The following is a 25,764-nucleotide window of genomic DNA, read 5'->3' as shown; positions in this document are numbered from 1 at the left end:
AAAAGGGAAAGTGCAATGACGATAAAGCGTTACGGTGCCGGGGAAACCGGTGCAGGCGGACAGCCCCTTCCCTTCGCCAGAGCTGTAGAAGCCAATGGGTGGCTACATGTTTCCGGCCAGGTTCCGATGGAAAATGGTGAGATCGTGCGCGGCGGAATCGTCGCTGAAACCCGCAAGGCTATTGAAAATCTGATCGCCATCTTACACGAGGCTGGTTACGGCGTGGAAGACGTTGTCCGCATTGGTGTCTGGCTGGACGATCCCCGCGACTTCTGGAGCTTCAACGGCGTCTATGCAGAATACTTTGGCACCAATCCACCGGCCCGCGCTTGCGTTCAGTCAAGTATGATGGTCGATTGCAAGGTAGAAGTGGACTGCATTGCTTACCGTGCCGACCGCGCCTGACAAGATTTGGAGAACAGCATGACCGATACGGAAGCCGATACTGTATCGCGACGCACGAGGGGACTGGATCGCGCTTTCGATATCCTGGAGTTTTTACGCGTGAAGCGGCAGCCCATGCGGCCAAACGAGATCGCCTCGGAAATTGGGGCACCTCGCTCGTCGGTCTACGAGCTGGTCAACCTTCTGCTCAACCACGGCATGCTGGATTATCAGGGCGACGACGGTCGAGTGTTCCTCGGCCGTCGTCTCTATTTCCTCGGCACGGCCTATGCCGAACAGTTCGACCTGATGCGCGAATGCGACCGAATGCTGACGCGACTTGCGGAAGAAACCCGCGAGACAGCGCAGATGTGCCTGCTTGAGGGACGAAAATATACGGTTGCCATGATGCGCGAGGGTATTCGCCCGTTTCGAATCTCGTCGAATGTCGGTGAACTAGTCTCTATCGTCTGGACAGCGTCCGGCCGTCTACTTGTTTCGCATTTGAGCGACCAGCAGATCCTTGATCTAATCCCACCGGAAGACTTTATTTTGCCGGATGGTCGCAGGATGGAACCGGCAGATTTCATTAAGCAGGTCCGTCAAGCCAGCCGTGAACGCTTTTTCACCTTCAACAGTGAAGTGGAGAATTTTACCCACTGCTTTGCCGTACCTATTTATCAGGCAGATGGCGCATGCATCGCCACCCTCTGCCTTGTCGCGCCTCGGGAAGACGGTTTGCGTAACCGCAATGCTTACCTCGAAAGTCTGATGAAGGCCGCGAGCGAAATTAGTGAAATGCTTGGTTACGTACAGCATCAGTATCGGACTAAAAGCTAGAAGCGCTCGTCACTGTAAGAACTGATACTCGAAGATCTGACTCGGAAGGTCTCCAAAAAAGTAGGGTCGATTACGTCCTACCTGGCCTGCCAGAGCCTGGCACGTCAGTTATTTTTACGGGTGGCCGCGATTTCGGCCATAACGGATACGGCGATGGTCGCAGTGTCGCGCGCCTTGGGGATCAATCCTATGGGGGCTTTGATGCGCAGCATGGATTGGGCTGGGACGCCGAGTTCTTCTAACGCCTTGACGCGTCTTTCGTGGGTCCTCTTACTTCCCAGTGCACCTATGTAGAAGCAATCGGATTCAAGGGCTGCCCGGAGTACCGGCAATTCCTTGTCCAGATCGTGAAAGAGCAGAGCGACCGCGGTATCAGCATCGAAATGCCAGCACATCCGGCTACGGTCGGATATCACACTGACATCATACTCCATAGCCCGTCCGACCTTGGCGCACATTTCTACTTCGTGGCGGCTTCCCGCCAGCAAAAGCCGGACTTTTGGGCGATATGACGTCAAAAAGATTCCGTCGCGCCAATCACCTATGTCGATATCTGATGTGGCTGTCAGCCTCTGGGTCGCAGGATCATATGCTAGGGATGCCGGAGACCTATGATTCATAACCTGTTCAAGCATGGTTCTGATCTCGATAGAGCTTCTCAGCACGTGGATTGCCAGATTAAGCCCGCCGCCGCAGGGAAGCATGATATCAAAAAACGGCGAGCCTTCACCAAGTTTCAGGAACCGGTCAAGACCGTTCTCGATGGCCTGCATAGCCTCCGCTGCAACGGCGGCCTCCGTACATCCCCCGGAGATATAGCCGCAATAAAGACCATCTGCACGCACCGCCATTTGCGCGCCAAGCGCACGGGCTGCGCCACCGCGTATCTCAACCAAAGTGACAAGCGCTGCCCCGTGGCCTTGCTCCCACCATTGGGCGGCACGCGTCAAAATGTCCAATGGATCATCACCGGCATTTAATCGGATTGGCAGCGTGTTTGAGGCGAATGTGGCTTCTTTTGTCAATGGGATACCTTTATCTCGTGGCTTCACTGCGATCAACCGCCCGGACGAAGGACCACTTTGCCTTTAGCTGACTATGCATGTAAATTTCAGTCAAGTTAACATTCAGGGAGGAACGATGTCGGAAGTACTTCGGATAGCTTATGGCGACTTTGGGAGAGTGGCACTCCTTGATATGGACCGCCCTCTTGTTCGACATGCGCATCCGCATTGTCACGTACTGCTTAAGGTCGAGGGTGCCGATACGTTCTTTGCAGTTGGCGACCGCATCGTGCCTTTGACCGACAATAATGCAGTTCTGGTGAATGGATGGGAACCGCATAGCTATGTGCACGATCCCGAGAGGCCGAAAACGCTCATTCTGGCGCTGTATATCGAACCCCAATGGTTGAAGGTATTCAGAACCGGTTGGCAGGCCAGCGGTTCTCCTGGCTTTTTTACCCAGCCGACCGGTGAGCTTTCGCGGCTCATCAAGACGACCTCCCACGACCTGGTCGCAGAAATGATCAGCCGTCCGGGCGCACGCGTGAGCCATGAGGAGCTACTCGCAAAGCTGATGATTGCAGTCATCGAACGTTTTTCGGCCTGGCGTGAGCACAGTGTCTCGGTACGGGGCCTTGCTGCCGGTCCCCTGATCGATTTTCGCATCCGTCGCGCGATACACGAAATGCGTAATGACCATCGCGAAGGCGAGGACATTGACAAACTGGCCCGTAAGGTGGGTTTGTCGCGTGCGCATTTTTTCCGCCTGTTCGAAGCCAACACGCACGTGTCCCCGCGTGTTTATTTCAACGTTATCCGGGTCGAAGCAGCCGTTGATGCCAGCGCGAACTCCAATGACAGCTTTTCCGATATCGGCGAGCGGCTGGGTTTCTCGGCTCCCACACATTTTAATCGCTTCTTTCGCGATCATCTTGGTGTTCCTCCCGGAGAGTTTCGCAGGGTCATAAGAGCGTCTTCCGCCATATGAAGTAAAGTCAGCCCGGTGGTGTGAATGCAAATAATGAGACTTAGCGGTCATTTGCGAGACTCCTCCATATCGCCAATTCTTCCAAAATACTGAAATCTTCCCGCTCGCTCTTCGTATGGGGATCAGGCGTGCCGCAGGCGTTTGCCCGGCATGAACGAACGCGAACGAGTTTGGCTGGAAGACGCTCGATAGCCGGGGGCGGCTTACCTTATTTGGAGAACCGGCGGGAGGATCAGTCTTGACTATCAGTGATGCCACTGTCGGCACCAGCCCGAAAGAACGCAAGCAGATCGTGAGCGCCATTACGTCATCCCTTCTGGGGTGGTCGCTGGACCTTTATGATCTTTTTATTCTTCTCTACGTTGCTCCCGTTATCGGGCAACTTTTCTTTCCTTCAACGCACGCCACATGGTCGCTTGCCGCTGTGTATGCTTCCTTCGCGGTGACCTTGCTGATGCGACCGATCGGGTCGGCAATTTTTGGCCATTTCGCCGATGTGCATGGTCGAAAAGGAGCTATGCTTATCGCCATCGTTGGTGTGGGCATAAGCACGGCTGCTTTCGGTCTGCTCCCGACCATTCATCAGATTGGATGGTTTGCGCCGCTGATTTTCATCGTCCTGCGCCTCATTCAAGGCATTTTCGTCGGTGGTGTTGTCGCATCTACGCATACGATTGGAACGGAATCCGTGCCTGAGAACTGGCGCGGTGCGGTTTCAGGCCTTGTTGGTGGTGGTGGTGCGGCCATCGGTGCATTGCTCGCATCGATCGCCTTTCTTCTGACGTCTTGGGCCTTTCCAGGTGAAGCGTTTGCCGAATGGGGCTGGCGCGTGATGTTCTTCTCCGGGCTAATCAGTTCGTTTCTTGGCTGGTTCATCTTCAAGAACCTTGAAGAATCGCCGTTCTGGAAAGAATTGAAAGCCCGTAAGGCAGCCAACAAGGCGACAGCGGTCCAATCGCCTCTCAAGCGCCTGTTCTCTACACAATATCGTAGAATTCTGCTGCTCAATCTGCTCATCACAACAGGCGGTGGTGCAGGCTATTACCTGACCTCGGGCTATATGCCGACACTTCTCAAGGTGGTTAACCAAATACCGAACCATGTCACATCGTTGATCCTCATGGCCTGCAGTATCTCGGCTTTCGTGGCGGCTGTGGGAATCGGGATGCTCAGTGACAGGATCGGGCGAAAGAAGACCTTTCTGATTGTCGGTGTGTTTGCGGCCGTCCTGCTGCCTGTCTGCTATCTAGGCATGGCTGGGGCGACCAGTATTCCGGTCATCACGTGCTATGCCATGGCAATCTCCTTTATCGGCAATGCAGGCTATGCTCCCGTCCTGATTTTCCTGAACGAGCGCTTTCCGACCGAAATCCGTGCCAGTGGCACCGGCCTCTCGTGGAATATCGGTTTTGCGATTGGCGGCATGTTGCCCACTTTCGTCTCCCTTGTCAGTGCGACGACTGCGGATATTCCGACATCGCTGTCTATCTTTGCTGCGGCCGTCTTCGTCCTTTTCCTCATAGGAGCGATTGCGACGCCCGAAACCAAGGGCAACTTCCGCTGACGGACAGGTCATGGCCGGCATATCCGGCCATGACCTGACGACTGAATGGTGATGACATTGACGCTTGCAACACAGAAATTACGCGAGGAACCGGCTTCACCCGGCAAGATTGGGAAATGGACTGGAAAATCCATGCCCCGTGTCGAGGATGGCGCGCTTTTGACCGGGCGCGGGCGTTATATCGATGATCTTCCGACCCGGACCAGGACATGCCACGCGGCCATTCTTCGCTCGCCGCATGGTCATGCACGCATTGGAAAAATCGACACGTCTAAGGCATCCGTACTGCCCGGCGTTGTGGCCATCCTGACCGCCGAAGATGTGAAACGTTACGGGAGTTCGCTCGTCGTAGGTGTCAAGGCACCCATCGAATGCTGGCCGATTGCCGTTGATAAGGTGCGTTATTTCGGCGAGCCGGTGGCGATTGTGGTTGCTACGAGCCGCTATATCGCAGAAGACGCGCTCGACCTGATCGAAGTCGCCTACGAGCCGCTTGCCGTCGTAACCGATCCAGTCGAAGCCCTCGGCAGCAATGCTCCGGTTCTTCACGAGGGACTGAATGGCAATCTCGCCAATGATCGGTCGTTTCGTTATGGCGATCCCGATACGGCATTCGCCACTACACCACACACGATTTCCATCGATGTGCGCTATCCGCGCAATGCCTGCACGCCGATTGAAACCTACGGCGTGGTTGCAGAATATGATCCGACCGAAGACAGCTATGACATTCTGGCGAATTTTCAGGGGCCGTTCAGTATTCATGCGGTGATGGCGCGCGGGCTGAATGTACCGGGCAATCGTCTTAGATTGCGTACGCCGCCTGATTCAGGCGGCAGTTTCGGCGTCAAGCAGGCCATATTTCCCTATGTCGTGCTGATGGGTATTGCCGCGCGTGTCGCCGGTTGTCCGGTCAAGTGGATCGAAGACCGGATGGAACATCTCATGGCTTCGGTGACGGCAACCAATCGCGTGACCCAACTCAAAGCCGCTGTCGAAGCAGACGGCAGGATCACGGCGCTGCACTGGGACCAGATCGAGGATTGCGGTGCGCATCTGCGTGCGCCAGAGCCCGCAACGCTTTATCGTATGCACGGCAATATGACGGGTGCCTATGCGATCCCCAACCTGTCGATGCGTAACCGTATCGCGTTGACCAACAAAATGCCGACCGGGCTCAACCGCGGTTTCGGCGGACCACAGGTCTATTTCGCGCTGGAACGCCTCATGCAGCGCATAGCCGTGGAGCTGTCGCTCGATCCGCTTGATGTTATTCGCGTCAATCTCATTCCTGCCAACGCCTTTCCCTACCGCAATGCAGCGGGTGCGCTCTATGACAGCGGTAATTATCAGGCCGCAATCGACATTGCAGTCCGCGACGGCAAACTCGATGAACTTATTGCTCTTCGTGACTTGGCTCGCGCCAAAGGGCGCGTGTTCGGCATAGGCTATGCGGCTGTCGTTGAACCCAGCGTCTCGAATATGGGCTACATCACTGCGGTACTGAGCCCCGAACAGCGAGCCAAGGCTGGCCCAAAGAACGGTGCTCAGGCAACTGCGACCATCAGCATCGACGCGCTCGGCTCGGTGTCGGTTCATGTTGCGTCCGTCCCGCAAGGACAGGGGCATCGCACGGTGTTGTCGCAGGTGGTGGCCGATGTCTTTGGATTGAAACCTGCCGATATCCGCGTCGTAACAGAACTCGATACGGCAAAAGATGCCTGGTCAATTGCTTCGGGAAATTATTCGAGCCGCTTTGCTGCCGCGGTGGCCGGTGCTGCCGATATTGCCGCGCGCCGGGTCCGCGCCAAGCTTGCCGCCATCGCGGCACGGCAGTTGAAAGCGAACTTTGAAGATATTGTCTTCGAGGGTGGTCGTGTTCATGCTGGCGACATCCAGAAGAGTTTCCCCTTTGCCCGTGTCGCCTCGTCAAGCCACTGGTCGCCGGGCGAGCTGCCGCAAGGCATTGACCAGACGATCCGTGAAACCGCTTTCTGGACGCCGCCGGAACTGACCGCACCGGACGAGCAGGACCGTGTAAACTCGTCGCTCTGCCATGGCTTCATCTTCGACATTTGTGCCGTCGAAATTGACCGCGTCACCGCAGAAGTGAAGATTTATAAATATGTCACGATGCACGATTGCGGACGCATCCTGCATCCGGGCATGGTCGAGGGGCAAGTGACCGGCGGGTTCGCGCATGCGTTGGGTGCGGCTCTTTATGAAGAAACCAGTTATGGCGAAGACGGCGGCCTGCAATCGGGTACTCTGGCCGATTATCTCATTCCGACGATCATGGAGACGCCACCGCTTACGATCCTGCATTATGAAAGCCCTTCGCCATTCACGCCGCTGGGCGCTAAGGGGGTCGGCGAGGGAAACTGTATGTCGACACCCGTCTGTATCGCAAATGCGGTTGCAGATGCACTGGGAATCCATGACATCCAACTTCCACTCACGCCGGCAAAGCTCGCCGAGCACGTTCACGGTGCTGAACCCGCACCAGCCAAGCCACCGAAGGCCAAGCCTAAATCAACGCATGCAAAAGCCGGAGAGCGGGGACTTTCCGGTGAAGGCGAAGCCATCGTTCAGTCGTCACGCCAGCGCATTTGGGACATGCTTCTTAACCCGGACGAACTGATGTCGATCATTCCGGGCGCGCATGGCGTTGAGAAAGTATCGGATACCCAATTCAAGGCTGATGTCACGCTTGGTATCGGTCCCGTCAAGGGACGCTATTCGGCGTCTATTAGCCTATCCGACCTCAACGAACCGGAATCGGTCACTCTTAGCGGCGGCACAAGTGGTGCGCTTGGAAACGGCGAGGGTACGGGAACCGTGACGCTCACGGAAATTTCGCCCGGCGTAACGAAGATTTCTTATCAGTATACCGCAGCCGTGGGCGGCAAGGTCGCCTCCATCGGCGGACGGTTGCTCGATGGCGCAGCACGCGTGGTCATAGGGCAGTTTTTCGAGGCGCTGGCCGCTAAGGCCGGAGGCAAAAAGCGCGGCTTCAATCCGATCGCTTCTTTGAAGCGTGTCGCTCTTGCTCTGGGGTGGATGCGATGAAACCGGCACAGTTCGATTATCTGCGTCCAGACGCTCTTTCCGAAGCGTTGGACGCCTTGCAAAAAGAGCAGTCAAATGCGCGCGTTATCGCAGGTGGACAGTCTCTCGTTCCTATGCTGAATATGCGTCTTGCCCGCCCTGTATTGCTTGTCGACATCATGGCTATAGAGCCGCTGCGCAGGATCGAGGACACGGGCAGCGGCCTGCGCGTTGGTGCTGGCGTCCGTCAGGCGGAACTGGAACGCTATCCGGCGCTGGACGACCGGCAACCGCTGCTTTCTGCGGCGCTTAAATGGGTTGGCCACGCGCAGACCCGTGCGCGGGGAACCGTCTGCGGTTCTGTTGCCCATGCTGACCCATCCGCCGAGCTTCTGACCACGCTCATAGCGCTTGAGGGCACCGTCCATCTCACCTCATACAAATCGAAGAAGGAGCGGGTACTGCCCGCCGAAAAATTCGTAACCGGCATGATGACCACCGCCAAGGCGGATAATGAACTGATCGTTGCCGTAACTTATCCCACGCGCAGGGATGGTCATGGCTATGCATTTGGCGAAGTCGGGCGCCGGCATGGTGATTTCGCCATTGCGGCTTGTGCAGCCGTGGTTGATGGCGAAACCGCGTGGCTCACCGTTGGCGGGGTAGCCGATACGCCGACCCGACGCGCCTTGCCGCTTCCGGATTCTGCCGATTTCGACGCCGCGCTCAACCAGTTTGCCTGGGATCTCAATGCCCGTGACGACCTTCACGCAACAGCCCGCTATCGCCGTGACCTCGTGCGCAAGTTGGGTCGCCAGACGCTAGAGGAGGCTGTCACATGCCGCGACTGAGTGCAGACAGAAGACATCTCGTTTCATTCACGTTGAACGGCCGCAATGTTTCGGGTCTAGCGGAGCCGCGGATGTTGCTGAGCGATTTTCTGCGGGGCGAACTCGGAATGACTGGAACCCACGTCGGTTGTGAGCATGGCGTCTGTGGTGCCTGCACGATTGAGATCGACGGGCGTATGGCGCGCGCCTGTCTCGCCCTCGCAGTACAGACCGAAGGTTGTGACGTGCGAACCGTCGAGGGTCTCGCGGGTGACGGTGCCCGCCTTTCCATCCTTCAGGAGTCGTTTCGAGAGCACCATGGTCTGCAATGCGGCTTCTGCACGGCGGGCTTTCTGATGACCGTCGATGTCTTTTTGAAAGAACAACCCGATGCGAGCGAGGATGAAATCCGCGACGTTCTCTCTGGAAATCTCTGCCGATGCACCGGCTATGCACCCATTATCAAAGCGGTTCTTGCTGCCCAGAAGAAACTTCAGGCAAAGCGGGCGCTGAATACGGAGGAAATAAATGCTTGATCTCGGCACGACATTTTTGGCGAGTTTGGAACGGGAGCCGGGTGGACTTGCCGTTGTCGACGGTGACGTGAGGCTTACCTATCAGGATCTTTACGAAAAGATTTCGGCATTGGTAACGGCCTTCGACGACCTCGGATTGAAGCCCGGCGACCATCTCGTCAGCATTCTGCGCAACCGTTGGCAAGCGGCCGCGCTTCATTGGGCCTGCCAGTTTTCCGGCATTATTTTGACGCCAATCAACTGGCGCTCCAAAGCCGATGAAATCCATTATGCCGTCAGTGATTCCGAAGCGCTCGCCGTCATTTTCGAGGGTTTTGCAGCGCAGGCCGTGCGCGAAGCGCAACTACCTCAAAGCATTCATCTGATCTCACTGGATGATGTTAGCGGTGCAGAAATCTCCTTTGACACGATGCTGGAAGCGGGCGCCTCTCCAGCCGTTCCGCGGGTTGGGGCAGATGCGTGGTCGCTGATGCTCTATACATCCGGCACCACATCGCGCCCAAAGGGTGTTCCGCGTCGGCAAAGGGCAGAGCGCGCGGCAGCCATCGCTCATGTCGCGCAAAATCTATATGGATATGGCGAAAAGACGCTTGGCGTCATGCCCCTTTACCACACAATGGGTGTGCGTTCGCTTCTGGCCTCGGCCGCAATCAACGGAACTTTTATCTGCCTTCCCAAATTCGATACGGCCGAAGCGCTGCAGCTGATCGAGCTGGAAAAGATCGACAATCTCTATCTCGTTCCGACGCTCTATCATTCCCTCATCAATGCGCCTGAGTTCAAGCAGACGAATATAACTTCAGTTCGCAAACTGGGTTTCGCAGGAGCGCCGATGACTGAAGCGCTGCTACAGGCACTACAGAAGGCCTTCAAACCAGACCTCTTCGTCAATCATTATGGTTCTTCCGAAATCTATACCTGTTCGATCAACCAGCGCGCACAGCTAAAACCTGGCAGCGCCGGAAAATCCGGCCTTAACCAGATGATCCGTGTGGTGGCGCTTGACAGCGATGATCCCGAAAGCCGCCTGCCAGCTGGCGAAGAAGGACAAATCATTGCGCTCATGGCCGGGGACGAGGCTTTCGAGGGTTATTGGCGCCGCCCGGAATCGGATGAAAAGGCCTTCAAGTCAGGCTGGTATTTCAGTTCCGACACCGGCTACTTCGATGCGGATGGCGATCTTTTTGTGACCGGGCGTGTCGATGACATGATTATTACCGGCGGCGAAAATGTCTCACCCGTCGAGATAGAGAGCCTGTTGTCGCTACATCCTTGCGTTTCCGAAGTGGCTGTTGTCGGCTTGCCCGACGAGAAATGGGGTAAAGTCGTCACCGCCTTTATCACCCGAGCCGACAAAGTCAGCGAAAAGGAACTCGACGCCTATTGCGCCGCTTCCACTCTCGCCAATTTCAAGCGACCGCGCGCCTATGTTTTTGTGACGGAAATCCCGAAATCGCCCGTTGGCAAGCTTCTGCGAAGAAAGCTTGTCGAAGGAGACTATCAACTGGAAACGAGTGAAAAAGAAAAGAGCATGGCATGAGCGATCCATACAGCAATCTCGATGGGTTCCGCGTAGAGATCGACGCGGACAGGCAGCGTGGCGATATCATCTTGTCGCGTCCGCCCTTCAATACCGTATCTATGCTGCAACGCGACCAGTTGCGGCTGGCCTTCGAAGCGCTGGACGCTGACGAGCGCGTGCGCGTTGTGGTGCTTCGTGCCGAGGGTGAGCATTTTTCCTCTGGCGGCTATATTATGGGCTTTCTCGAAGCTTCGCCCGAACATGTTTCCAAGCTTGCCTGGAATATCGCCGCACCCGCTCGCTGCGAAAAGCCGGTGATCGTCGCCAATCGCGGCTATGCTTTCGGGGTCGGTTTTGAAATCTCTTTGGCTTGCGATTTCCGCATCATTTCCGAAACGGCGGAATTTGCGCTGCCGGAGCAGAAACTTGGCCAGATTCCCGGTTCAGGCGGTTCAGCCCGTCTGCAGCAGATCGTCGGCATCACCCGCACGAAAGATATCGTCATGCGCTCCAGACGCATCAAGGCGCAGCAGGCCTATGACTGGGGTATCGCAACCGAACTCGTTGCCGACGACCAGCTTGAGGACGCAACGGATGCTCTGGTCAAGGAACTGCTTTCCTTCTCACCGCTTGCCCAGCGCACGGCCAAGAAACTGCTCAACGACAGCGAGAACAGCTCGCTTTCGACGGCAATCGAATTGGAAGGTCATTGCTATAGCCGTCTGCGCTCATCGGAAGATTTCGCTGAAGGGGTGAAAGCTTTCCACGAAAAGCGCAAACCCGCTTTCAAAGGACTGTAATCATCTGCTGTTGCAATACTGCGGTAGCTGTTTATCCATGAAAGAGAAAGGGGCCGGATATATTTCCGGCCTCATTGCGAGACATGTCTATGAAATTCCCCGCGCATTTGACCCGCAGAACGCTCTCTCTTCTGCCGCATCTGGAGCTTGACGTTGCGATGTGGGGGCCGCCAGCACCAGCGCCGCAGATCATTCTTTTGCATGAAGGGCTGGGCAGTATTGCGGAATGGCGTGACTTTCCCCAAAAACTTTCGGAGGAGACAGGCTTCGGTGTCGTTGCCTATTCACGCGAGGGTTACGGGCATTCCACGCCGTTGCGAAGGGTCGATAATCTGGACTATCTGCATGATGAGGCACGGCATATTCCGGCGATACTGGACTGCCTAGGCATTGAAAAGGCCTACCTGTTCGGTCATAGCGACGGCGGCTCCATCGCGATCATCACTGCGGCCCTTTTTCCGGAACGGATATTGTCTATCTTTGTCGAAGCGCCTCATCTTTATGTTGAGCCTGAAACGGTCAAAGCCGTTATGGCGGCAGGAGAATCCTGGGATAAAGGTCCGTTAAAACGGGCGCTCAAGCGCCAGCATGCCAATCCCGAGCCGATCTTCCGACGTTGGCATGACCTCTGGATTAGCGAGCGCTTCGGGCACCACTTCAATATCTTGCCAGAGCTTAAGCGCGTAGTTTGCACTATCATTGCCGTACAGGGGACTCTGGATGAGTTTGCTTCTACAAAGCAACTAAGAGACATCCAAAATTTTGCTGCTAAAGGAAAAACCATTTGGATTGAAAACTGCGGACACGCTCCGCACCGTCAGGAACCTGAACTTATCATGTCTCTTGCGAGAAAGTTAATGTCGGCTGGGGTGAAACCAACGGGTGAACAGATAACAACTCGTAACAGGCGATAAAAAGCGTATCAAGCATCGCGGAACGATCTAATCTGAGAAGCGAGGCCTTTGGAACTGGTAGGGACGAAAGAGTTCGTACGGCTGAGAAGAGCGACAAGATAATGCTGCCGCGTCCATTGAGTGGACAATGCTCCGCCACACCTTCGCGGCGGCCGCAATCCGCTCGACTTCCGATCAACCAAACTTCAAACATAGAGGCAAAACCTGGCAGCGAGTGGCAGATCAACTTCAACCACGTTTGCCATATATCGATAAGACAGAGATTGTCTTAGCCTATGATAAACTCGAAAGTTGCTAGATGATGCCAGAAGGCTAGCCAGATAAATTACACAAAATCGACAGCCTCTATCTGGCGTTACTGCACTTCGCTTGATCCAAATCACGTTCGGCTATACCGAGTATACAGTTAATAGCCTGCGTTGCTTTGACCGTGTCGCGCATTCTTAACGCTTCGACAAGATTTCCATGCGCAGCGACGGCCTCATCGCGAGTTTCGGCAATCTCATTGGAGGTTTGCAATGAATATTTCAGCGCAGCACTGATCGTATGTGAGAGTTGTCTGAATATCTGATTATGGCTGGCTTTAAGCAAACATGAGTGGAAAAGCACGTCAGCTTCCGTGAATTTTGTGATGTCTTTTTCGGCATCACACATCATTTGCCAAGCCTTCTCAATATCCGCAATTTCTTGTGTGCTCCCTTTTTCGGCGGCCAGAACGACCGCCGCCGGCTCTATGCTGCGTCTTGCTTCCAATACGCAGTCAAGCAGATTGAATTCAATAATCCGGTCACCAAGCCATTCAATTACCTGAGGATCCAGAATGTTCCATTCGTCGGGCTCGCAAACAACCGTACCCACACGCGAACGAATATAAACAAGTCCCTTGGATTCCAATACCTTGAGTGCCTCGCGAATAACGGTTCTGCTCACATTATAACGTGCACACAGATCACTTTCGCTTGGAAGATAGCTTCCCGGAGGAAAAGAATTTGAACATATATCCAGGGCAAGGGCCGAGATTACGCTATTCTTTACTCTCGGGCGGGATTTAGAGGATGATGACGTGCTTGCTGTTTCACTTGATGGCACTGTCATCACTTTTCCGGTTTTCACTTCTGATCACTCGTCATCGGCCTTCGAAAGGCTATTAAGCGGACGCAGAACTTAGCGCGTTCACGAGGTGCAATCTACTCGAGAATAGCCTCGCTATATACGCCATAACAAAGCTGGTATGATTATAGGAATATAAAAATTATACAAGAGAAAGAATTCATCATACCAGAGATTGACGAAACCCGATGATCGGTTTAGGCATACGGACCGCTATGGAGTGCGGGGGAAGTTTATGGGAGATCATCATGAATTTGGTTAAGGCCGCGCTCGTGGCCAGCACAGTTGCATTTGCCGGCGTAACCTCGGCCATGGCTGCGGACGTAAAGATTGGTTTTGTGGTGAAGCAGCCGGAAGAGCCCTGGTTTCAGGATGAATGGAAGTTCGCTGAAGTGGCGGCCAAGGAAAAGGGCTTCACTCTCGTCAAGATTGCTGCACAAGATGGCGAAAAGGTTCAGGCCGCACTCGATAATCTTGGTGCGCAAGGCGTGCAGGGTGTGATTATCTGCACCCCAGACGTGAAACTTGGACCTGGCATCGTGGCCAAAGCTGCCGCCAATGACCTTAAGTTGATGACGGTCGATGACCGCCTTGTCGGTGCGGATGATAAGCCACTGGAAGATGTTCCGCATATGGGCATTTCCGCCACAAAAATCGGTGAAGCGGTCGGTCAGTCGATCGGTGAAGAAGTGAAGAAACGTGGATGGGACTGGAAAGACGTTGGCGCAATTCGCGTGTCTTACGATCAGTTGCCAACTGCTGTTGACCGTGTAGAGGGTGCTCTTTCTGCTTTGAAGGCTTCAGGCCTTTCTGAGAGCAATATTTTTGATGCACCTCAGGCAAAGACCGACACGGAGGCGGCTTTGAATGCATCTACTGTCGTTCTGAATAAGAACCCCCAGATTAAACATTGGGTTGCTGTTGGTCTTAACGACGAAGCGGTTCTTGGTGCTGTGCGTGCGACAGAGAGTGTGGGTATGTCGGCGGATAGTATTGTGGCTGTTGGTATCGGAGGATCAGATTCCGCAATCAACGAATTCAAAAAGCCAAATAATACCGGCTTTTATGGCACCGTAATCATCTCGCCCAAGCGCCATGGTTATGAAACGGCAGTCAATATGTATGAGTGGATCGCAAACGATAAGGAGCCGGAAAAGCTTATCTTGACTTCTGGCGAACTGGCTCTGCGCGATAATTTTGAACAGGTAAGAAAAGACCTCGGCATAGAGTAGGTCGAACGTCTTTCTGGTGCGGCCGCTCTCATACCGTGCGGCCGCCTATCTGCTTTCACGCATGTCCTAGATCGAAAACCGATATATCGTTTTGTGGAACTGCCCCGATCATCATAGTTTATGGAGATGTCATGGATAGCTTTCTTGCGTTCAGTCATATCTCAAAATCGTATCCCGGCGTAAAAGCGCTTTCCGATGTTTCTTTCACGATAGCCAAGGGCAGTGTCCATGGCTTGATGGGAGAAAACGGCGCGGGGAAATCTACGATGATCCGCATCTTATCAGGCGATCAATCCGCAAACTCCGGATCAATATCAATTGATGGTGTCGAACAGAAATATACATCCGTTCGCGATGCCTTTCAGGCGGGTGTGGTGGTTGTACATCAGGAACTGCAACTTGTCCCTGAACTGACGGTTGCGGAAAATCTTTGGCTGGGGCGCTTCCCCAACAAGGGCGGCATCATCAGTTCTCGTTACTTGATGAACGAAGTCACAGAAAAACTAATTGATATTGGCCTGGATATCGATCCTTCAGTTAAGGTCTCGAAGCTCTCCATTGGCGAACGGCAGATGGTCGAGATTGCCAAAGCCATTATGTTCGATGCTCGCGTTATTGCGCTGGACGAGCCTACCTCTTCCCTCTCGTCGCGTGAAAGCGAAATCCTTTTTAAGCTGATCCGTAGGCTTAAAGCCGAAGGAAAGGTAATTATTTATGTCTCGCATAGATTGGACGAAGTATTCGATCTCTGTAACAGCCTTACAGTCTTGCGCGACGGCAAGCTTGCAGCCCATCATGGTACGCTTGAAAATGTTACGCGTGATCAGGTGATTGCGGAAATGGTAGGGCGAGAAATCTCCGATATTTGGGGATGGAGAGGCCGCCAGATCAAAGATCAGGTACGATTGCGAGTAGAAAATATTAGCGGCCCAAAGTTGCCTGAGCCTAACAGTTTTGAGGTGCGCAAGGGCGAAATTCTTGGTCTGTTCGGCCTTATAGGAGCCGGCCGTTCTGAGATGCTGCGCCTTCTGTATGGCGCCGACACCCGCCATAGCGGCAGCGTGGAAGTCGATGGCGTGAAAGCACCTGCAAATAACCCTCGAAAATCGATAGAGGCGGGTATTATGTTATGCCCGGAAGATCGTAAGGCGGATGGCATTCTGCAAAGTCGCTCCATCGAAGAAAACATCACGATTTCTACCCGCAGGCATTTTTCTCCGATGGGGATTATCAATCCGCGCAAAGAAGCCGGTATTGCCGAAGCCAGTATCAAGCAGCTGCGCGTGCGCACGCCGTCACGCAAGCAGGATATCGTTCATTTATCGGGTGGCAACCAGCAGAAAGTCATTCTCGGGCGTTGGCTTTCGGAGCAAAATGTCAAGGTGCTGATGATCGACGAGCCAACCCGTGGCATCGATGTCGGCGCAAAAGCCGAAATTTATGAAACGCTCTACGGCCTTGCTGACAGCGGCATGGCCATTGTTGTGGTTTCGAGCGAATTGCCAGAAGTCATGGGCATTTCGGACCGTATTCTCGTTATGTGCGAGGGTCGAATCGCCGCTTCAGTTGAACGCGCTGACTTTAACGAGCGCACTATTCTTGCAGCGGCTCTGCCGGACCGCACGGCATCTATTCAGTTTGACAGTCAGAAGGTTGCGCCACGATGAACTCTTTGAAAAAACTCCTTCTCGGCGAACAGGGGCTAGTCGTTATTTTCGCTATTGCTTTCGCAGTGGTGGCATTGACGGTGCCCAATTTTCTTACCGAACGTAACCTGTTGGGTTTGTTGCAATCAGTTGTAACAATCGGAATTGTTGCCTGCACAATGATGTTGTGTCTTGCTTCACGCGACTTCGACCTTTCGGTTGGTTCCAACGTGGCCTTTACCGGAATGATTGCGGTCATGGCTTCCAACATGAGCGGCTCGATCATTGTAGGCCTCTTAGCTGCACTGGCTGCGGGGTTTTTTGTGGGGCTTTTCAACGGCATCGTTATTGCACGCTTTAAAATTAATGCGCTGATCGCAACGCTTGCCACTATGCAAATTGTGCGAGGTCTTGCGCTGATATCCTCCGATGGCCGGGCCGTCGGTATCAATGACCCTTCGTTCTATCAGGTCGCACTGTCAAAGTTTCTTGGCGTTCCGACGCCAATCTGGGTGATGATCGCTTTGTTCATCGTGTTCGGGTTTATTTTGAACCGCACGGTTTTCGGAAAGAACACACTGGCAATCGGTGGTAACCCGGAGGCATCCCGTCTGGCGGGCGTGAATGTCGTAAGCATGCGGGTATGGATATTCGCTCTTCAAGGCTTGATCTGTGCAATTGCCGGGATTCTACTGGCATCGCGTATAACTTCGGGCCAGCCGAATGCTGCAACCGGTCTGGAACTGTCCGTTATCTCGGCATGCGTACTTGGCGGCGTTTCGCTCGCAGGAGGACGTGCAGCAATGACCGGTGTGATTGTGGGTGTTCTGATCATGGGCATTGCAGAAAATGTAATGAACCTGCTGAATATCCAGGCATTTTACCAATATGTCGTGCGCGGCTTTATCCTGCTGCTAGCTGTTCTTCTCGACAACCTTCGTTCGTCAACCATCGCATTTAGAAGCTAGTGGCTGCACGAATGGTAAATAACGTGTTCTATGCGCTTGCCGATTGGGGTACTTCCAGTTTCCGGCTTTGGCTTGTCGATGAGCACGGTATAGTGCTCGGTGAGAGCAAGAGTGATGAAGGAATGTTGAAGGCGGCAAAAATCGGATTTGCCGCCATTCTGGAAAACCATCTTATTAAACTTGGAGCTCCTTCCGATCTCCCTGTGTTGATCAGTGGAATGGCTGGAGCACGTCAGGGCTGGGTGGAAGCACCCTATCTACCAGTTCCAACATACCTGGACAGCCTGGCTGATTGCGCAGTTCGGGTAAAAGGATACAAGCGGGATGTCCGCGTTATTCCCGGTGTCGCTCAAATCCGGGACGATGCTCCCAATGTGATGCGTGGCGAGGAAACGCAGCTTGCTGGAATAATTAACACTTTACCAGACGGACTTGTCTGCATGCCGGGCACCCATTGCAAATGGGTAAGCATCATTGAACGCAAAGTCGCTGGTTTTACCAGTTTCATGACGGGTGAGCTTTATGCCGTGCTCTCGCAGCATTCGATCCTTGCACATGCAATTAATCCCGAAAGAACCTTTGATGCTGATACGCCAGCCTTTTCGAGAGCTGTTGAGCGTAGTCTGAAATTGCCGGAACAGGCGCTGGCTATGCTATTTGAAGTCCGCGCAAGCCAACTTCTGGGTTTAGAACAACACGCTGAAGGTTCGGCCCATCTTTCCGGTTTACTGATCGGAGCAGAAGTCGGCGCGGCGCGGCGAATTTATGGTGCAGGAGAAGTCGGGCTGGTGGCGTCCGAACGACTGAATAGGCTTTACCAGCCGGTCATGGAGCAGGCCGGTTTCAGCGTCCAGCTTTTTGACGGTGAAGAAGTCGTCAGATCGGGGCTCTTCGCCGCCGCACGATCAATCCATTCCCAGCCTGGAGCATAAGATGAATATCACCCCTATCTGGCCATCGCTGCAACGCTCGCTTGTGGCAATCATTCGCGGCATTCGTAACGACGAAGTTGAGCCAATTCTTACCGTGCTGGTGGAAGAAGGATTTGAGGCGATAGAGATTCCCCTGAATTCACCGCAGCCGTGGGGGTCTATCAGTAAGGCGGTCAAGCTGTTTGGCGATAAGGCACTGATTGGTGCCGGGACAGTTCTGACCTTAGACGATGTTGCGCAACTCGCCGATCTTGGTGGGCGCATCATGGTCAGCCCTAATACTGACGCGGATGTTATCAAGGCAGCGGCCGTACGCGGACTGTATTCCATGCCGGGCTGTTACACGGCTTCGGAAGCTATTTTAGCTCTTAAAAGCGGCGCATCGGCACTGAAATTCTTTCCAGCAGGATCACTCGGCCCATCCGGCATTGCTGCAATCAAAACCATTCTCCCGAAAGATACCGTGGTTGGAGCAGTCGGTGGTGTCTCCGATGCAAGCTTTGCTGATTACGAGAAGGTGGGTGTACGCACTTTTGGACTTGGAACGAGCCTTTATCGGCCCGGTGATACGGCGGAGATTGTGAGAGCCAATGCACGCCGTACCATTGCTGCTTATGACCGGGTTTTTCATTAGCCGCACGCCCGAAAACGAAGCGATAGAGCGCGTAGTGGCTACGATTAAGTGCAACATCCACTAACGGGGAGAGATCGGTGGCTTTGTGCATCAGTTCAAAACGTCTGTCTGCCAGTATCTCCAACCAGGGCGGGGTAGTGCTCGGCCTGTGGTGGCTGCACGAAGATGGTACGCAGATCCCATTGTTGCGACCGGCTGCACATGACAATGTTGCGGCGATGGATAGCGCAGCCTTTCCGATGGTGCCTTTCGCTAACAGGCTGGGAGGGAACGGCTTTGCGTTTCGGGATCGTATTTATCATCTCTCCGCAAATACTTCGCTCGATCCACTTTATCTGCACGGTGACGGTTGGCTGGCGCAATGGGACACTGTAGAGCACTTACAACATTCTCTGGTGCTCAGTTATCGCCATCCAGGCGACGGCAAAAGCCCGTATAACTATACCGCGCGTCAGGTTTTTAACCTCGACGAGCATGGGCTCAACCTGCAAATGTCAGTCACCAACGAGGGTGCCGATGAATTGCCGTTTGGGCTTGGTTGGCATCCCTATTTTCCACTTCGTTCTGATACCTTGATCAAGTTTGAAGCGAAAAAATTTTATACGGAAGCTGAAGGATGCCTGCCCGGCGAGGAGCTGAAGTTAAGCGAGCCTTTCGATTTTAGAGCGCCACGTTCATTGCCCCAGCGCTGGATCAATAATGGCTTTAGCGATTTTCAGGGAACTGCGTACGTTTATTGGCCTGTAGCTGGGCTAACATTGGAAATGCACTGCGATCCTGCTTTTGCTCATGTGTTTTTATATCTTCCCTACATTGAAAATTCCAAAGCGAGCATGCCGGATTTCTTTTGTCTTGAGCCGATGACGCACAGGACTAACGGACACAACAGTCCCGATCTTGGCAACTTACGCAGTCTCGCTCCGGGCGAAGTTTTGTCTGGATCAATCCGTCTCACCATATCCGCATCCCCCACCGTCGAGAATTGAGCGATACAAATGAAAATTACCAAGCTGACAACCTATATCGTTCCGCCGCGCTGGCTGTTCCTGAAAATTGAAACCGACGAAGGGGTCTGTGGTTGGGGAGAGCCGGTCATTGAAGGACGCGCTCGGACAGTTGAGGCAGCCGTGCACGAATTGTCCGACTATCTCGTCGGCAAAGATCCGCGTCTGATTGAGGATCACTGGAATGTAATGTATCGTGGTGGGTTCTATCGGGGCGGGCCTATCCTGATGAGTGCGATTGCTGGCATCGATCAGGCATTGTGGGACATCAAGGGCAAGGCACTCGGCGTCCCGGTAAATGAGTTGCTTGGTGGACGGTGTCGCGACCGGATCAAAGTTTATTCCTGGGTTGGCGGAGATCGTCCATCTGATGTGGCAAAAAATGCACGCGGGATGGTTGATCAAGGATTCACAGCACTAAAGATGAACGGTGCACAGGAATTACAGATTGTTGATAGCTACGACAAAATCGATGCCATCGTGGAAACTGTTGGTGCAGTACGTGCAGCCGTCGGCCCGCATATCGGTATCGGGGTAGATTTCCATGGCCGTGTTCATCGACCGATGGCAAAAGTTCTTGCCCGCGAACTGGACCAATTCAAGTTGATGTTCATTGAGGAGCCGGTGCTGTCGGAAAATGTCGAAGCGCTGGCTGAAATTGCTAATCATACTGCAACGCCTATAGCGCTCGGTGAGAGGCTTTATTCCCGCTGGGACTTCAAATCGATCCTCCGTGGTGGTTATGTTGATATAATTCAACCAGATCTGTCACATGCCGGCGGTATTACCGAATGCCGTAAAATCGCAGCGATGGCTGAAGCCTATGACGTGGCCCTGGCGCCGCATTGTCCACTGGGACCGATCGCGCTTGCCGCATGTCTGCAAGTGGATGCAGTCAGCTACAACGCTTTCATTCAGGAGCAGAGCCTGAACATTCACTATAATGAAAGCAATGATATCCTCGACTACATCACAAACCGCGAGGTTTTCGAGTATAGCGACGGCTACGTTGCGATCCCGCAAGGCCCGGGTCTCGGTGTTGAGATCAACGAGGAATATGTCAGAGAACGCGCGAAAACCGGCCATGACTGGCGCAATCCGATCTGGCGTCATGCGGACGGCAGTTTGGCGGAATGGTAGGGGAGATACGGTCATGGTTGAGCGGCTTAAGGGAAAGCGCATATTTATCACAGGTGCCGCACAGGGTATTGGCCTTGCCATAGCGCAGGCTTTTGTAAACGAAGATGCCGCATTGTTCCTCATTGATATGGATGAGGAACGGCTTGCATACGAAGCTCTTGCCCTGCGAGAGCGTGGTGCAACGATTGGTTTTGCGAAGGCCGACATCTCAGACGCAGCGGCGATTGCCAGGGCCGTTATACAAGCGAACGAAGAAATTGGCACCGTCAATGCGCTGGTTAACAATGCTGGTATTAACGTTTTCAGCACGCCACTTGAAACGAGTGATGATGAGTGGGCTCGGTGTTTCGATGTCAATCTCAAGGGTGCCTGGAATTGCAGCAAGGCTGTTCTTCCAGGCCTGATCGAGCAAGGCGGTGGCGTTATTCTCAATATCGCTTCCACCCATGCCTTCACCATTATTCCCAGCACATTTCCTTATCCGCTTGCGAAACACGCCCTTTTAGGGATGACGAAATCTCTGGGATTGGAGTATGCGCCTCAGCACATTCGGGTGAATGCGATTGCTCCGGGCTATGTCGAAACACAGAAAGTCCTCGATTACTGGAACAGTTTCCCTGATCCGGAAGAAGCGCGCGCAGAAACAATGGCCTTACATCGCGGCGGGTGCATCGCCTCGCCGCATGAAATTGCGATGGCAGCAGTATTCATGATCTCAGACGAGTGCCCTTTCATGAATGCCACGTGCCTTACAATAGACGGTGGTTTGAGCGTACAGCAGCATTCAGCGTAGATCGTGCGCAAGATGCACTGAGGCTTGTGGGGATTCATCTTGAATTGATGACTGTGGCTGCGAGACTGGTGATGGCGGAAAAGCTTTCGTCTGTCTTGTCTACCCTCATAGCGACGCGTTTGAAATCCTCCAGTTTGCAAAAGAAATTCTCGATCAAGTCCCACCACTTATAAAGCTCGCGGTCCATAGGCAGCGGCTTTGAACGTCGTGAATGCTGGGAGATAACGATTCTGGCCCCACGCTTGTTGAGGTAATTGATAATAGTATCGCTGTCGAATGCCTTGTCGGCAATCAGTCCGTCGAACTCGACGCCTTTAACCAAAGGTTCAACGCCGACCGTATCAAAGCGATGTCTCGGCAGAAGCTCGAATCGCACCAGATTGCCGAGTGAACCGGTCAACGCGAGAGTTTTGGTCGTCATTCCACCTTTCGAGCGACCTATGGCCTGGCTCTGATACCGACGCAGTAGTCTCGTCATGGTATTTCCTGTTCCCGGCAGCGAAGCCGAGTCAGGCAGAAATTCCACTTTTCTCCACTGTTCGAATTTCCTGAACCACCTCTGTCTGAGATTCATCGACTCAGACTGGAAGACGTCACTCGGGTGGCTCGTGCCTCGTGTGAAGAACGCAACCGGTAACGATCGCCGGGATATGTGAATCGGCTGCGTGTGACTGGTATCCCGGTACGCCATGTCTGCCGGTCCACAAGCAGGCAGGGTTGGCTGATTTCAATCTGCAAGATTTCCCGGATATCTTCATCCGCTCGTATGGCACGGATCGTATTATCCACTGTCGTGACAATCGTGTTCCTTAAAAGCCAGAGGTTCGGGGTAATCAGATTGAAGTCCTGCTGGAGATAATCCGGCGCTTCTGCGCTATTCACATATCGCTCTTCGATCTGGATTGGGGTGCCATCTTCAAGATGCAAAAGCTTGGAATAAAAGACCTCGTCTTCCGGCGCGCTCTGCAACATGTTGCGCCTTGGGTTGTCCGCACTCAATACCTCATGTTGCAAAATACGGCTGCTATGGGCGCCGCCTGACAGGATTACTTCCTCTGAAGCGTCCGGCAAATTGAAAATGGCGCATTGCGCCCGCGGCCCAATTACGAATGTTCCGCGCCCCTGAATGCGCAAGAGAACTCCATCAGCCTGCAATTCCCGTAATGCCCTTCGAACAGTTAGACGAGACGCACTAAAGGCTCCTGCGAGATCATCTTCCGAAGGCACCTGAAAATTGGCTGGCCATTCTGCTGTTTCGATCTTTTTGTCGATAGCGTTTTTTATTTGAGCATACAATGGTTGGTCTGACGTAGTCATATCTCTACAGCAAATAATGTTATTAATAGCGCATAATCACATTCATAGTCTGGTCGGGTCAAGCCCACCTGGTCATTACTTATAGTTTGAATGATGGCCTTCCTGCTTTATAGTTGAGCGCTATCGTTCTGGCTACAAATTCAGCTTCTGCCGGAAGATTTGCTATTTCTAGAGAGCCAAACGTATTCAATAGCGCCAGAGAAACGGCGAAAATGTCGGACTTCCCCTCCATGACGCGCACACCGAAATAGATGGGGATCAGTTTTTCCAGAACCTCGACTTCAATTTTTTCTGCTTTTAATTCAGCGCTTTTTATAGTTTCACGGAAGGCACCCGTATTCTCAAAACGCGTTGCCCACGAATGCACCTTCAGCGTCTTTCTGATGGTTCTCAGCGGAACAATAACCTTTTCGCGCCATTCTTGTACCTCAGCATATAATGCACTGATGGCTGTTGGGGTAATGTGATGATCCGTCGTCACCGCGTGCAGAACTGCCAGATAAAATGGCACATCAATAGCCTGACCTTCCTGCAAGCTCAGTAGGGCATCGGGAATTCCCGCCTCGTCATAAAGCATGAGAAGAAAGCTCCAAAGCTCTGAATGTGCATCAATACCGTTCATCAGATTGCGCCTTTGTGCCTATGATCAGGATTTCATGCCATCCCAGCGTTTTACCGTCCCGGTTTCGATGCCAAACAGGTCAAGTGCGCGGCCCACCGAATGGCAGACCATTTCATCAATACTCTTGGGGTGGGAGTAAAAGGCGGGAACAGGCGGCATGATGATAGCACCCATCTCTGTTAAAGCAGTCATCGTTTTTAAATGCCCCAGATGCAGCGGTGTCTCCCGCACCATGAGAACCAGTCGACGTCGTTCTTTCAAAACGACATCGGCAGCCCTGCTCATAAGCGTTGAAGTCACACCAGACGCTATTTCAGACATGGTTTTCACCGAGCACGGAGCGACGAGCATTCCCATTGTCCTGAATGAACCGGATGCTATCGAAGCGCCGACATCAGCAGCTGAATGAACGACATCGGCGCGCTCCGCCAATTCTGATTTTTGTATGCCAAGCTCCTGATGGAGCGTAAGAAGCGCTGCGCGTGAAACGACAAGATGCGTTTCAACGCCTACTGATCGCGCGAGTTCAAGTGCTTTGAGCCCATAAGCTGCACCCGAAGCACCAGAAATTCCTATCACCAGGCGTTGAACGCTCATCGGTTAAGCTCCTTCGAACCAGTCGCTGGACTTCACACTATCGCCAAGCCTCAGCCGCTTTCGTTCAAACTCCTGCTCACGTCCCCAGGGCTTGGTCGCATCAACAAGCAACCTGCCCCAATGGTCCTTTTGTTCATCTCGATAGAACGATGGTGTCTCCGGGATGATCAGCATATCTTTGTCTGGACGAGACCGTGTTAGAATGGCCCATTGAACATCATCCATGTCGTAAATGTTCACATCGGTATCCACCACCGTGATCTGCTTTGACCAAATGGGTTCGGCCCCGATAGCAGCCAGCATGACCTGACGTGCATGCCCCTCAAACTGCGGCTCGATCTGAATGATGGCGTGATTGACGAAAGGCTGACAAGTCACATTGACGATGCCGGGAAGCGCTGCACTCAGACGCTGATAGATATTGGCGGATACCGATAATTCGAGTGTGAGCACTTCTTCCGGCGAACCACAAAGAATCGAATGGAACATCGCGTCTTTACGTACAGTCACACCCAGTACTTCAAAAACAGCATTAGGTCCAACGGGCACGTAATACCCCATAAACTCGCCAAATGGCCCTTCAGCGCGGCGTTCATTGGGAAGAAAGCGGCCTTCGATAACCACTTCGGTTTCTGCGGGAACCTCAAGATCAATGTGATTGCATTTGCGCATGGCAATCGGACGTCCACGCAGCATTGCCGCCACTTCCAATTCGTCGACATCATATGGCAGAGGTGCTGCTGCGGTCAGAAATGCATGTGACGGCGTACCGATCAGCATTGCTGCTTCAAGCGGCTTGCCCATTTTCTCAGCCTTTTCATGATAGATCGTCAGATGATGGCGAGGTGCTAAGCGACAACGCAGCTCATGATCGCTGATAAACATCGAGCGATGGTACGAGAGATTCCCAACGCCGGTTTCGGGATCTTTGGCGATGAACATTGCGGAGGTGAAATAAGGCGCGCCGTCCCGGTCTGAATATGTGATCAGCGGCAGATCGGACAGTTTAACTTCTTCATATTCCGGAAGTTCGCTGTGATCAGCACGTTTCAACGGCTCTTTCATCTCTGACGTTCCAAGAGATGCGAGACGACTCCACTGGGTGCAAAAATCCTTTGCATCAATGCCAATCACTTCGGCAATTCTGTCACGTGTGCTGTAGACATTGCTGACAACCGGAAACCGTGTGCCCTTAACATTGGTGAACATCACGGGCTTCGCCCATTTTTTCTGTGCGAGCTGCGTGACAGCTGCAAGTTCATGTGCAGGATCAATCTCACGATCAACGACAAGCAGATCGCCGCGCTCTTCAAGCTTTTTGATAAAATCTCTCATCTCA

25 protein-coding genes are annotated in these 25,764 nt (G+C 53.4%); 18 read left to right on the top strand and 7 right to left on the bottom strand.

The features are described 5' to 3' along the window. Positions 1-15 precede the first annotated feature (15 nt). Together AAIB41_RS11820 and AAIB41_RS11815 are read left to right on the top strand one after the other, a co-directional pair. Positions 16-405 carry a RidA family protein gene (locus tag AAIB41_RS11820; protein ID WP_343315487.1) on the top strand — a complete coding sequence of 130 codons (390 nt, stop codon included), beginning with the start codon at positions 16-18 and terminating at the stop codon, positions 403-405. A gap of 18 nt (positions 406-423) precedes the next feature. Continuing rightward, the gene (locus tag AAIB41_RS11815) at positions 424-1,224 is read left to right on the top strand and encodes an IclR family transcriptional regulator (protein ID WP_343315486.1); all 801 of its coding nucleotides are present in this window, start codon (positions 424-426) and stop codon (positions 1,222-1,224) included. Between the two features lie 104 nt (positions 1,225-1,328). Here the strand turns inward: AAIB41_RS11815 and AAIB41_RS11810 are convergent, their stop codons facing one another. After that, a complete protein-coding gene (locus AAIB41_RS11810) occupies positions 1,329-2,183 on the bottom strand; it encodes an XdhC family protein (protein ID WP_343315485.1) in 855 nt (284 codons plus the stop codon). Between the two features lie 181 nt (positions 2,184-2,364). Here AAIB41_RS11810 and AAIB41_RS11805 point away from each other — a divergent pair, with 181 nt between their 5' ends. The 8 genes from AAIB41_RS11805 (at position 2,365) to AAIB41_RS11770 (ending at position 12,430) form a co-directional block, all read left to right on the top strand. Continuing rightward, entirely contained in the window at positions 2,365-3,216 is an 852-nt protein-coding gene (locus tag AAIB41_RS11805) for an AraC family transcriptional regulator (RefSeq protein ID WP_343315484.1), read from the top strand. 238 nt (positions 3,217-3,454) lie between these two features. Continuing rightward, positions 3,455-4,780 (top strand): MFS transporter, encoded by a 1,326-nt coding sequence (locus tag AAIB41_RS11800; RefSeq protein ID WP_343315483.1) that lies wholly within the window; start codon positions 3,455-3,457, stop codon positions 4,778-4,780. A 132-nt stretch (positions 4,781-4,912) separates the two neighbouring features. After that, complete coding sequence (locus tag AAIB41_RS11795; RefSeq protein WP_343316131.1) at positions 4,913-7,849, top strand: molybdopterin cofactor-binding domain-containing protein; 2,937 nt, start codon at positions 4,913-4,915, stop codon at positions 7,847-7,849. Continuing rightward, a complete protein-coding gene (locus tag AAIB41_RS11790) occupies positions 7,846-8,679 on the top strand; it encodes an FAD binding domain-containing protein (protein ID WP_343315482.1) in 834 nt (277 codons plus the stop codon). Before AAIB41_RS11795 ends, AAIB41_RS11790 begins: the two co-directional genes overlap by 4 nt. Further along, complete coding sequence (locus AAIB41_RS11785) at positions 8,667-9,194, top strand: (2Fe-2S)-binding protein (RefSeq protein WP_343315481.1); 528 nt, start codon at positions 8,667-8,669, stop codon at positions 9,192-9,194. Before AAIB41_RS11790 ends, AAIB41_RS11785 begins: the two co-directional genes overlap by 13 nt. Beyond that, positions 9,187-10,734: an AMP-binding protein gene (locus tag AAIB41_RS11780; protein ID WP_343315480.1), complete on the top strand. Its 1,548-nt coding sequence runs from the start codon at positions 9,187-9,189 to the stop codon at positions 10,732-10,734. The genes AAIB41_RS11785 and AAIB41_RS11780 overlap by 8 nt, the downstream gene beginning before the upstream one ends. Beyond that, positions 10,731-11,516 carry an enoyl-CoA hydratase-related protein gene (locus AAIB41_RS11775; RefSeq protein WP_343315479.1) on the top strand — a complete coding sequence of 262 codons (786 nt, stop codon included), beginning with the start codon at positions 10,731-10,733 and terminating at the stop codon, positions 11,514-11,516. The genes AAIB41_RS11780 and AAIB41_RS11775 overlap by 4 nt, the downstream gene beginning before the upstream one ends. A gap of 89 nt (positions 11,517-11,605) precedes the next feature. Next, the gene (locus AAIB41_RS11770) at positions 11,606-12,430 is read left to right on the top strand and encodes an alpha/beta hydrolase (RefSeq protein ID WP_343315478.1); all 825 of its coding nucleotides are present in this window, start codon (positions 11,606-11,608) and stop codon (positions 12,428-12,430) included. Between the two features lie 345 nt (positions 12,431-12,775). Here the strand turns inward: AAIB41_RS11770 and AAIB41_RS11765 are convergent, their stop codons facing one another. Beyond that, positions 12,776-13,525: a FadR/GntR family transcriptional regulator gene (locus AAIB41_RS11765; RefSeq protein ID WP_343315477.1), complete on the bottom strand. Its 750-nt coding sequence runs from the start codon at positions 13,523-13,525 to the stop codon at positions 12,776-12,778. A gap of 263 nt (positions 13,526-13,788) precedes the next feature. On the opposite strand from AAIB41_RS11765, the gene AAIB41_RS11760 reads away from it, so the two are divergent. The 8 genes from AAIB41_RS11760 to AAIB41_RS11725 all read left to right on the top strand — a co-directional run bounded on the left by AAIB41_RS11760 (position 13,789) and on the right by AAIB41_RS11725 (position 21,889). Next, on the top strand, positions 13,789-14,772 hold the full coding sequence (locus AAIB41_RS11760) for an arabinose ABC transporter substrate-binding protein (protein ID WP_343315476.1): 984 nt from the start codon (positions 13,789-13,791) through the stop codon (positions 14,770-14,772). A 131-nt stretch (positions 14,773-14,903) separates the two neighbouring features. Beyond that, positions 14,904-16,439 (top strand): L-arabinose ABC transporter ATP-binding protein AraG, encoded by a 1,536-nt coding sequence (gene araG / locus AAIB41_RS11755; protein WP_343315475.1) that lies wholly within the window; start codon positions 14,904-14,906, stop codon positions 16,437-16,439. Further along, positions 16,436-17,386, top strand: a complete 951-nt coding sequence (araH, locus tag AAIB41_RS11750) for an L-arabinose ABC transporter permease AraH (RefSeq protein ID WP_343315474.1) — start codon at positions 16,436-16,438, stop codon at positions 17,384-17,386. Before araG ends, araH begins: the two co-directional genes overlap by 4 nt. Positions 17,387-17,397: 11 nt before the next feature. After that, positions 17,398-18,318 carry a 2-dehydro-3-deoxygalactonokinase gene (locus tag AAIB41_RS11745; protein ID WP_343315473.1) on the top strand — a complete coding sequence of 307 codons (921 nt, stop codon included), beginning with the start codon at positions 17,398-17,400 and terminating at the stop codon, positions 18,316-18,318. Between the two features lies 1 nt (position 18,319). Further along, positions 18,320-18,952 (top strand): 2-dehydro-3-deoxy-6-phosphogalactonate aldolase, encoded by a 633-nt coding sequence (locus AAIB41_RS11740; RefSeq protein ID WP_343315472.1) that lies wholly within the window; start codon positions 18,320-18,322, stop codon positions 18,950-18,952. 77 nt (positions 18,953-19,029) lie between these two features. Then, positions 19,030-19,938: an aldose 1-epimerase gene (locus AAIB41_RS11735; RefSeq protein WP_343315471.1), complete on the top strand. Its 909-nt coding sequence runs from the start codon at positions 19,030-19,032 to the stop codon at positions 19,936-19,938. Between the two features lie 9 nt (positions 19,939-19,947). Continuing rightward, a complete protein-coding gene (gene dgoD, locus AAIB41_RS11730; protein ID WP_343315470.1) occupies positions 19,948-21,096 on the top strand; it encodes a galactonate dehydratase in 1,149 nt (382 codons plus the stop codon). A gap of 13 nt (positions 21,097-21,109) precedes the next feature. Continuing rightward, a complete protein-coding gene (locus tag AAIB41_RS11725; protein WP_343315469.1) occupies positions 21,110-21,889 on the top strand; it encodes an SDR family oxidoreductase in 780 nt (259 codons plus the stop codon). Positions 21,890-21,923: 34 nt separating this feature from the next. Here AAIB41_RS11725 and AAIB41_RS11720 read toward each other — a convergent pair whose 3' ends face one another. The 5 genes from AAIB41_RS11720 to AAIB41_RS11700 all read right to left on the bottom strand — a co-directional run bounded on the left by AAIB41_RS11720 (position 21,924) and on the right by AAIB41_RS11700 (position 25,760). After that, positions 21,924-22,367: a hypothetical protein gene (locus tag AAIB41_RS11720; RefSeq protein WP_343315468.1), complete on the bottom strand. Its 444-nt coding sequence runs from the start codon at positions 22,365-22,367 to the stop codon at positions 21,924-21,926. A 92-nt stretch (positions 22,368-22,459) separates the two neighbouring features. Further along, positions 22,460-23,206: a UTRA domain-containing protein gene (locus AAIB41_RS11715; protein ID WP_343315467.1), complete on the bottom strand. Its 747-nt coding sequence runs from the start codon at positions 23,204-23,206 to the stop codon at positions 22,460-22,462. Between the two features lie 79 nt (positions 23,207-23,285). Continuing rightward, positions 23,286-23,828, bottom strand: a complete 543-nt coding sequence (locus AAIB41_RS11710) for a TIGR02444 family protein (RefSeq protein WP_343315466.1) — start codon at positions 23,826-23,828, stop codon at positions 23,286-23,288. 24 nt (positions 23,829-23,852) lie between these two features. Beyond that, positions 23,853-24,425, bottom strand: a complete 573-nt coding sequence (locus AAIB41_RS11705; RefSeq protein WP_343315465.1) for a UbiX family flavin prenyltransferase — start codon at positions 24,423-24,425, stop codon at positions 23,853-23,855. A 3-nt stretch (positions 24,426-24,428) separates the two neighbouring features. Beyond that, positions 24,429-25,760: a UbiD family decarboxylase gene (locus AAIB41_RS11700; RefSeq protein ID WP_343315464.1), complete on the bottom strand. Its 1,332-nt coding sequence runs from the start codon at positions 25,758-25,760 to the stop codon at positions 24,429-24,431. Positions 25,761-25,764 lie beyond the last annotated feature (4 nt).

This window comes from Brucella sp. BE17 (genome assembly GCF_039545455.1).
In the GTDB taxonomy this organism is placed as follows: domain Bacteria; phylum Pseudomonadota; class Alphaproteobacteria; order Rhizobiales; family Rhizobiaceae; genus Brucella.
This window is presented reverse-complemented; position numbering and strand designations above follow the sequence as displayed.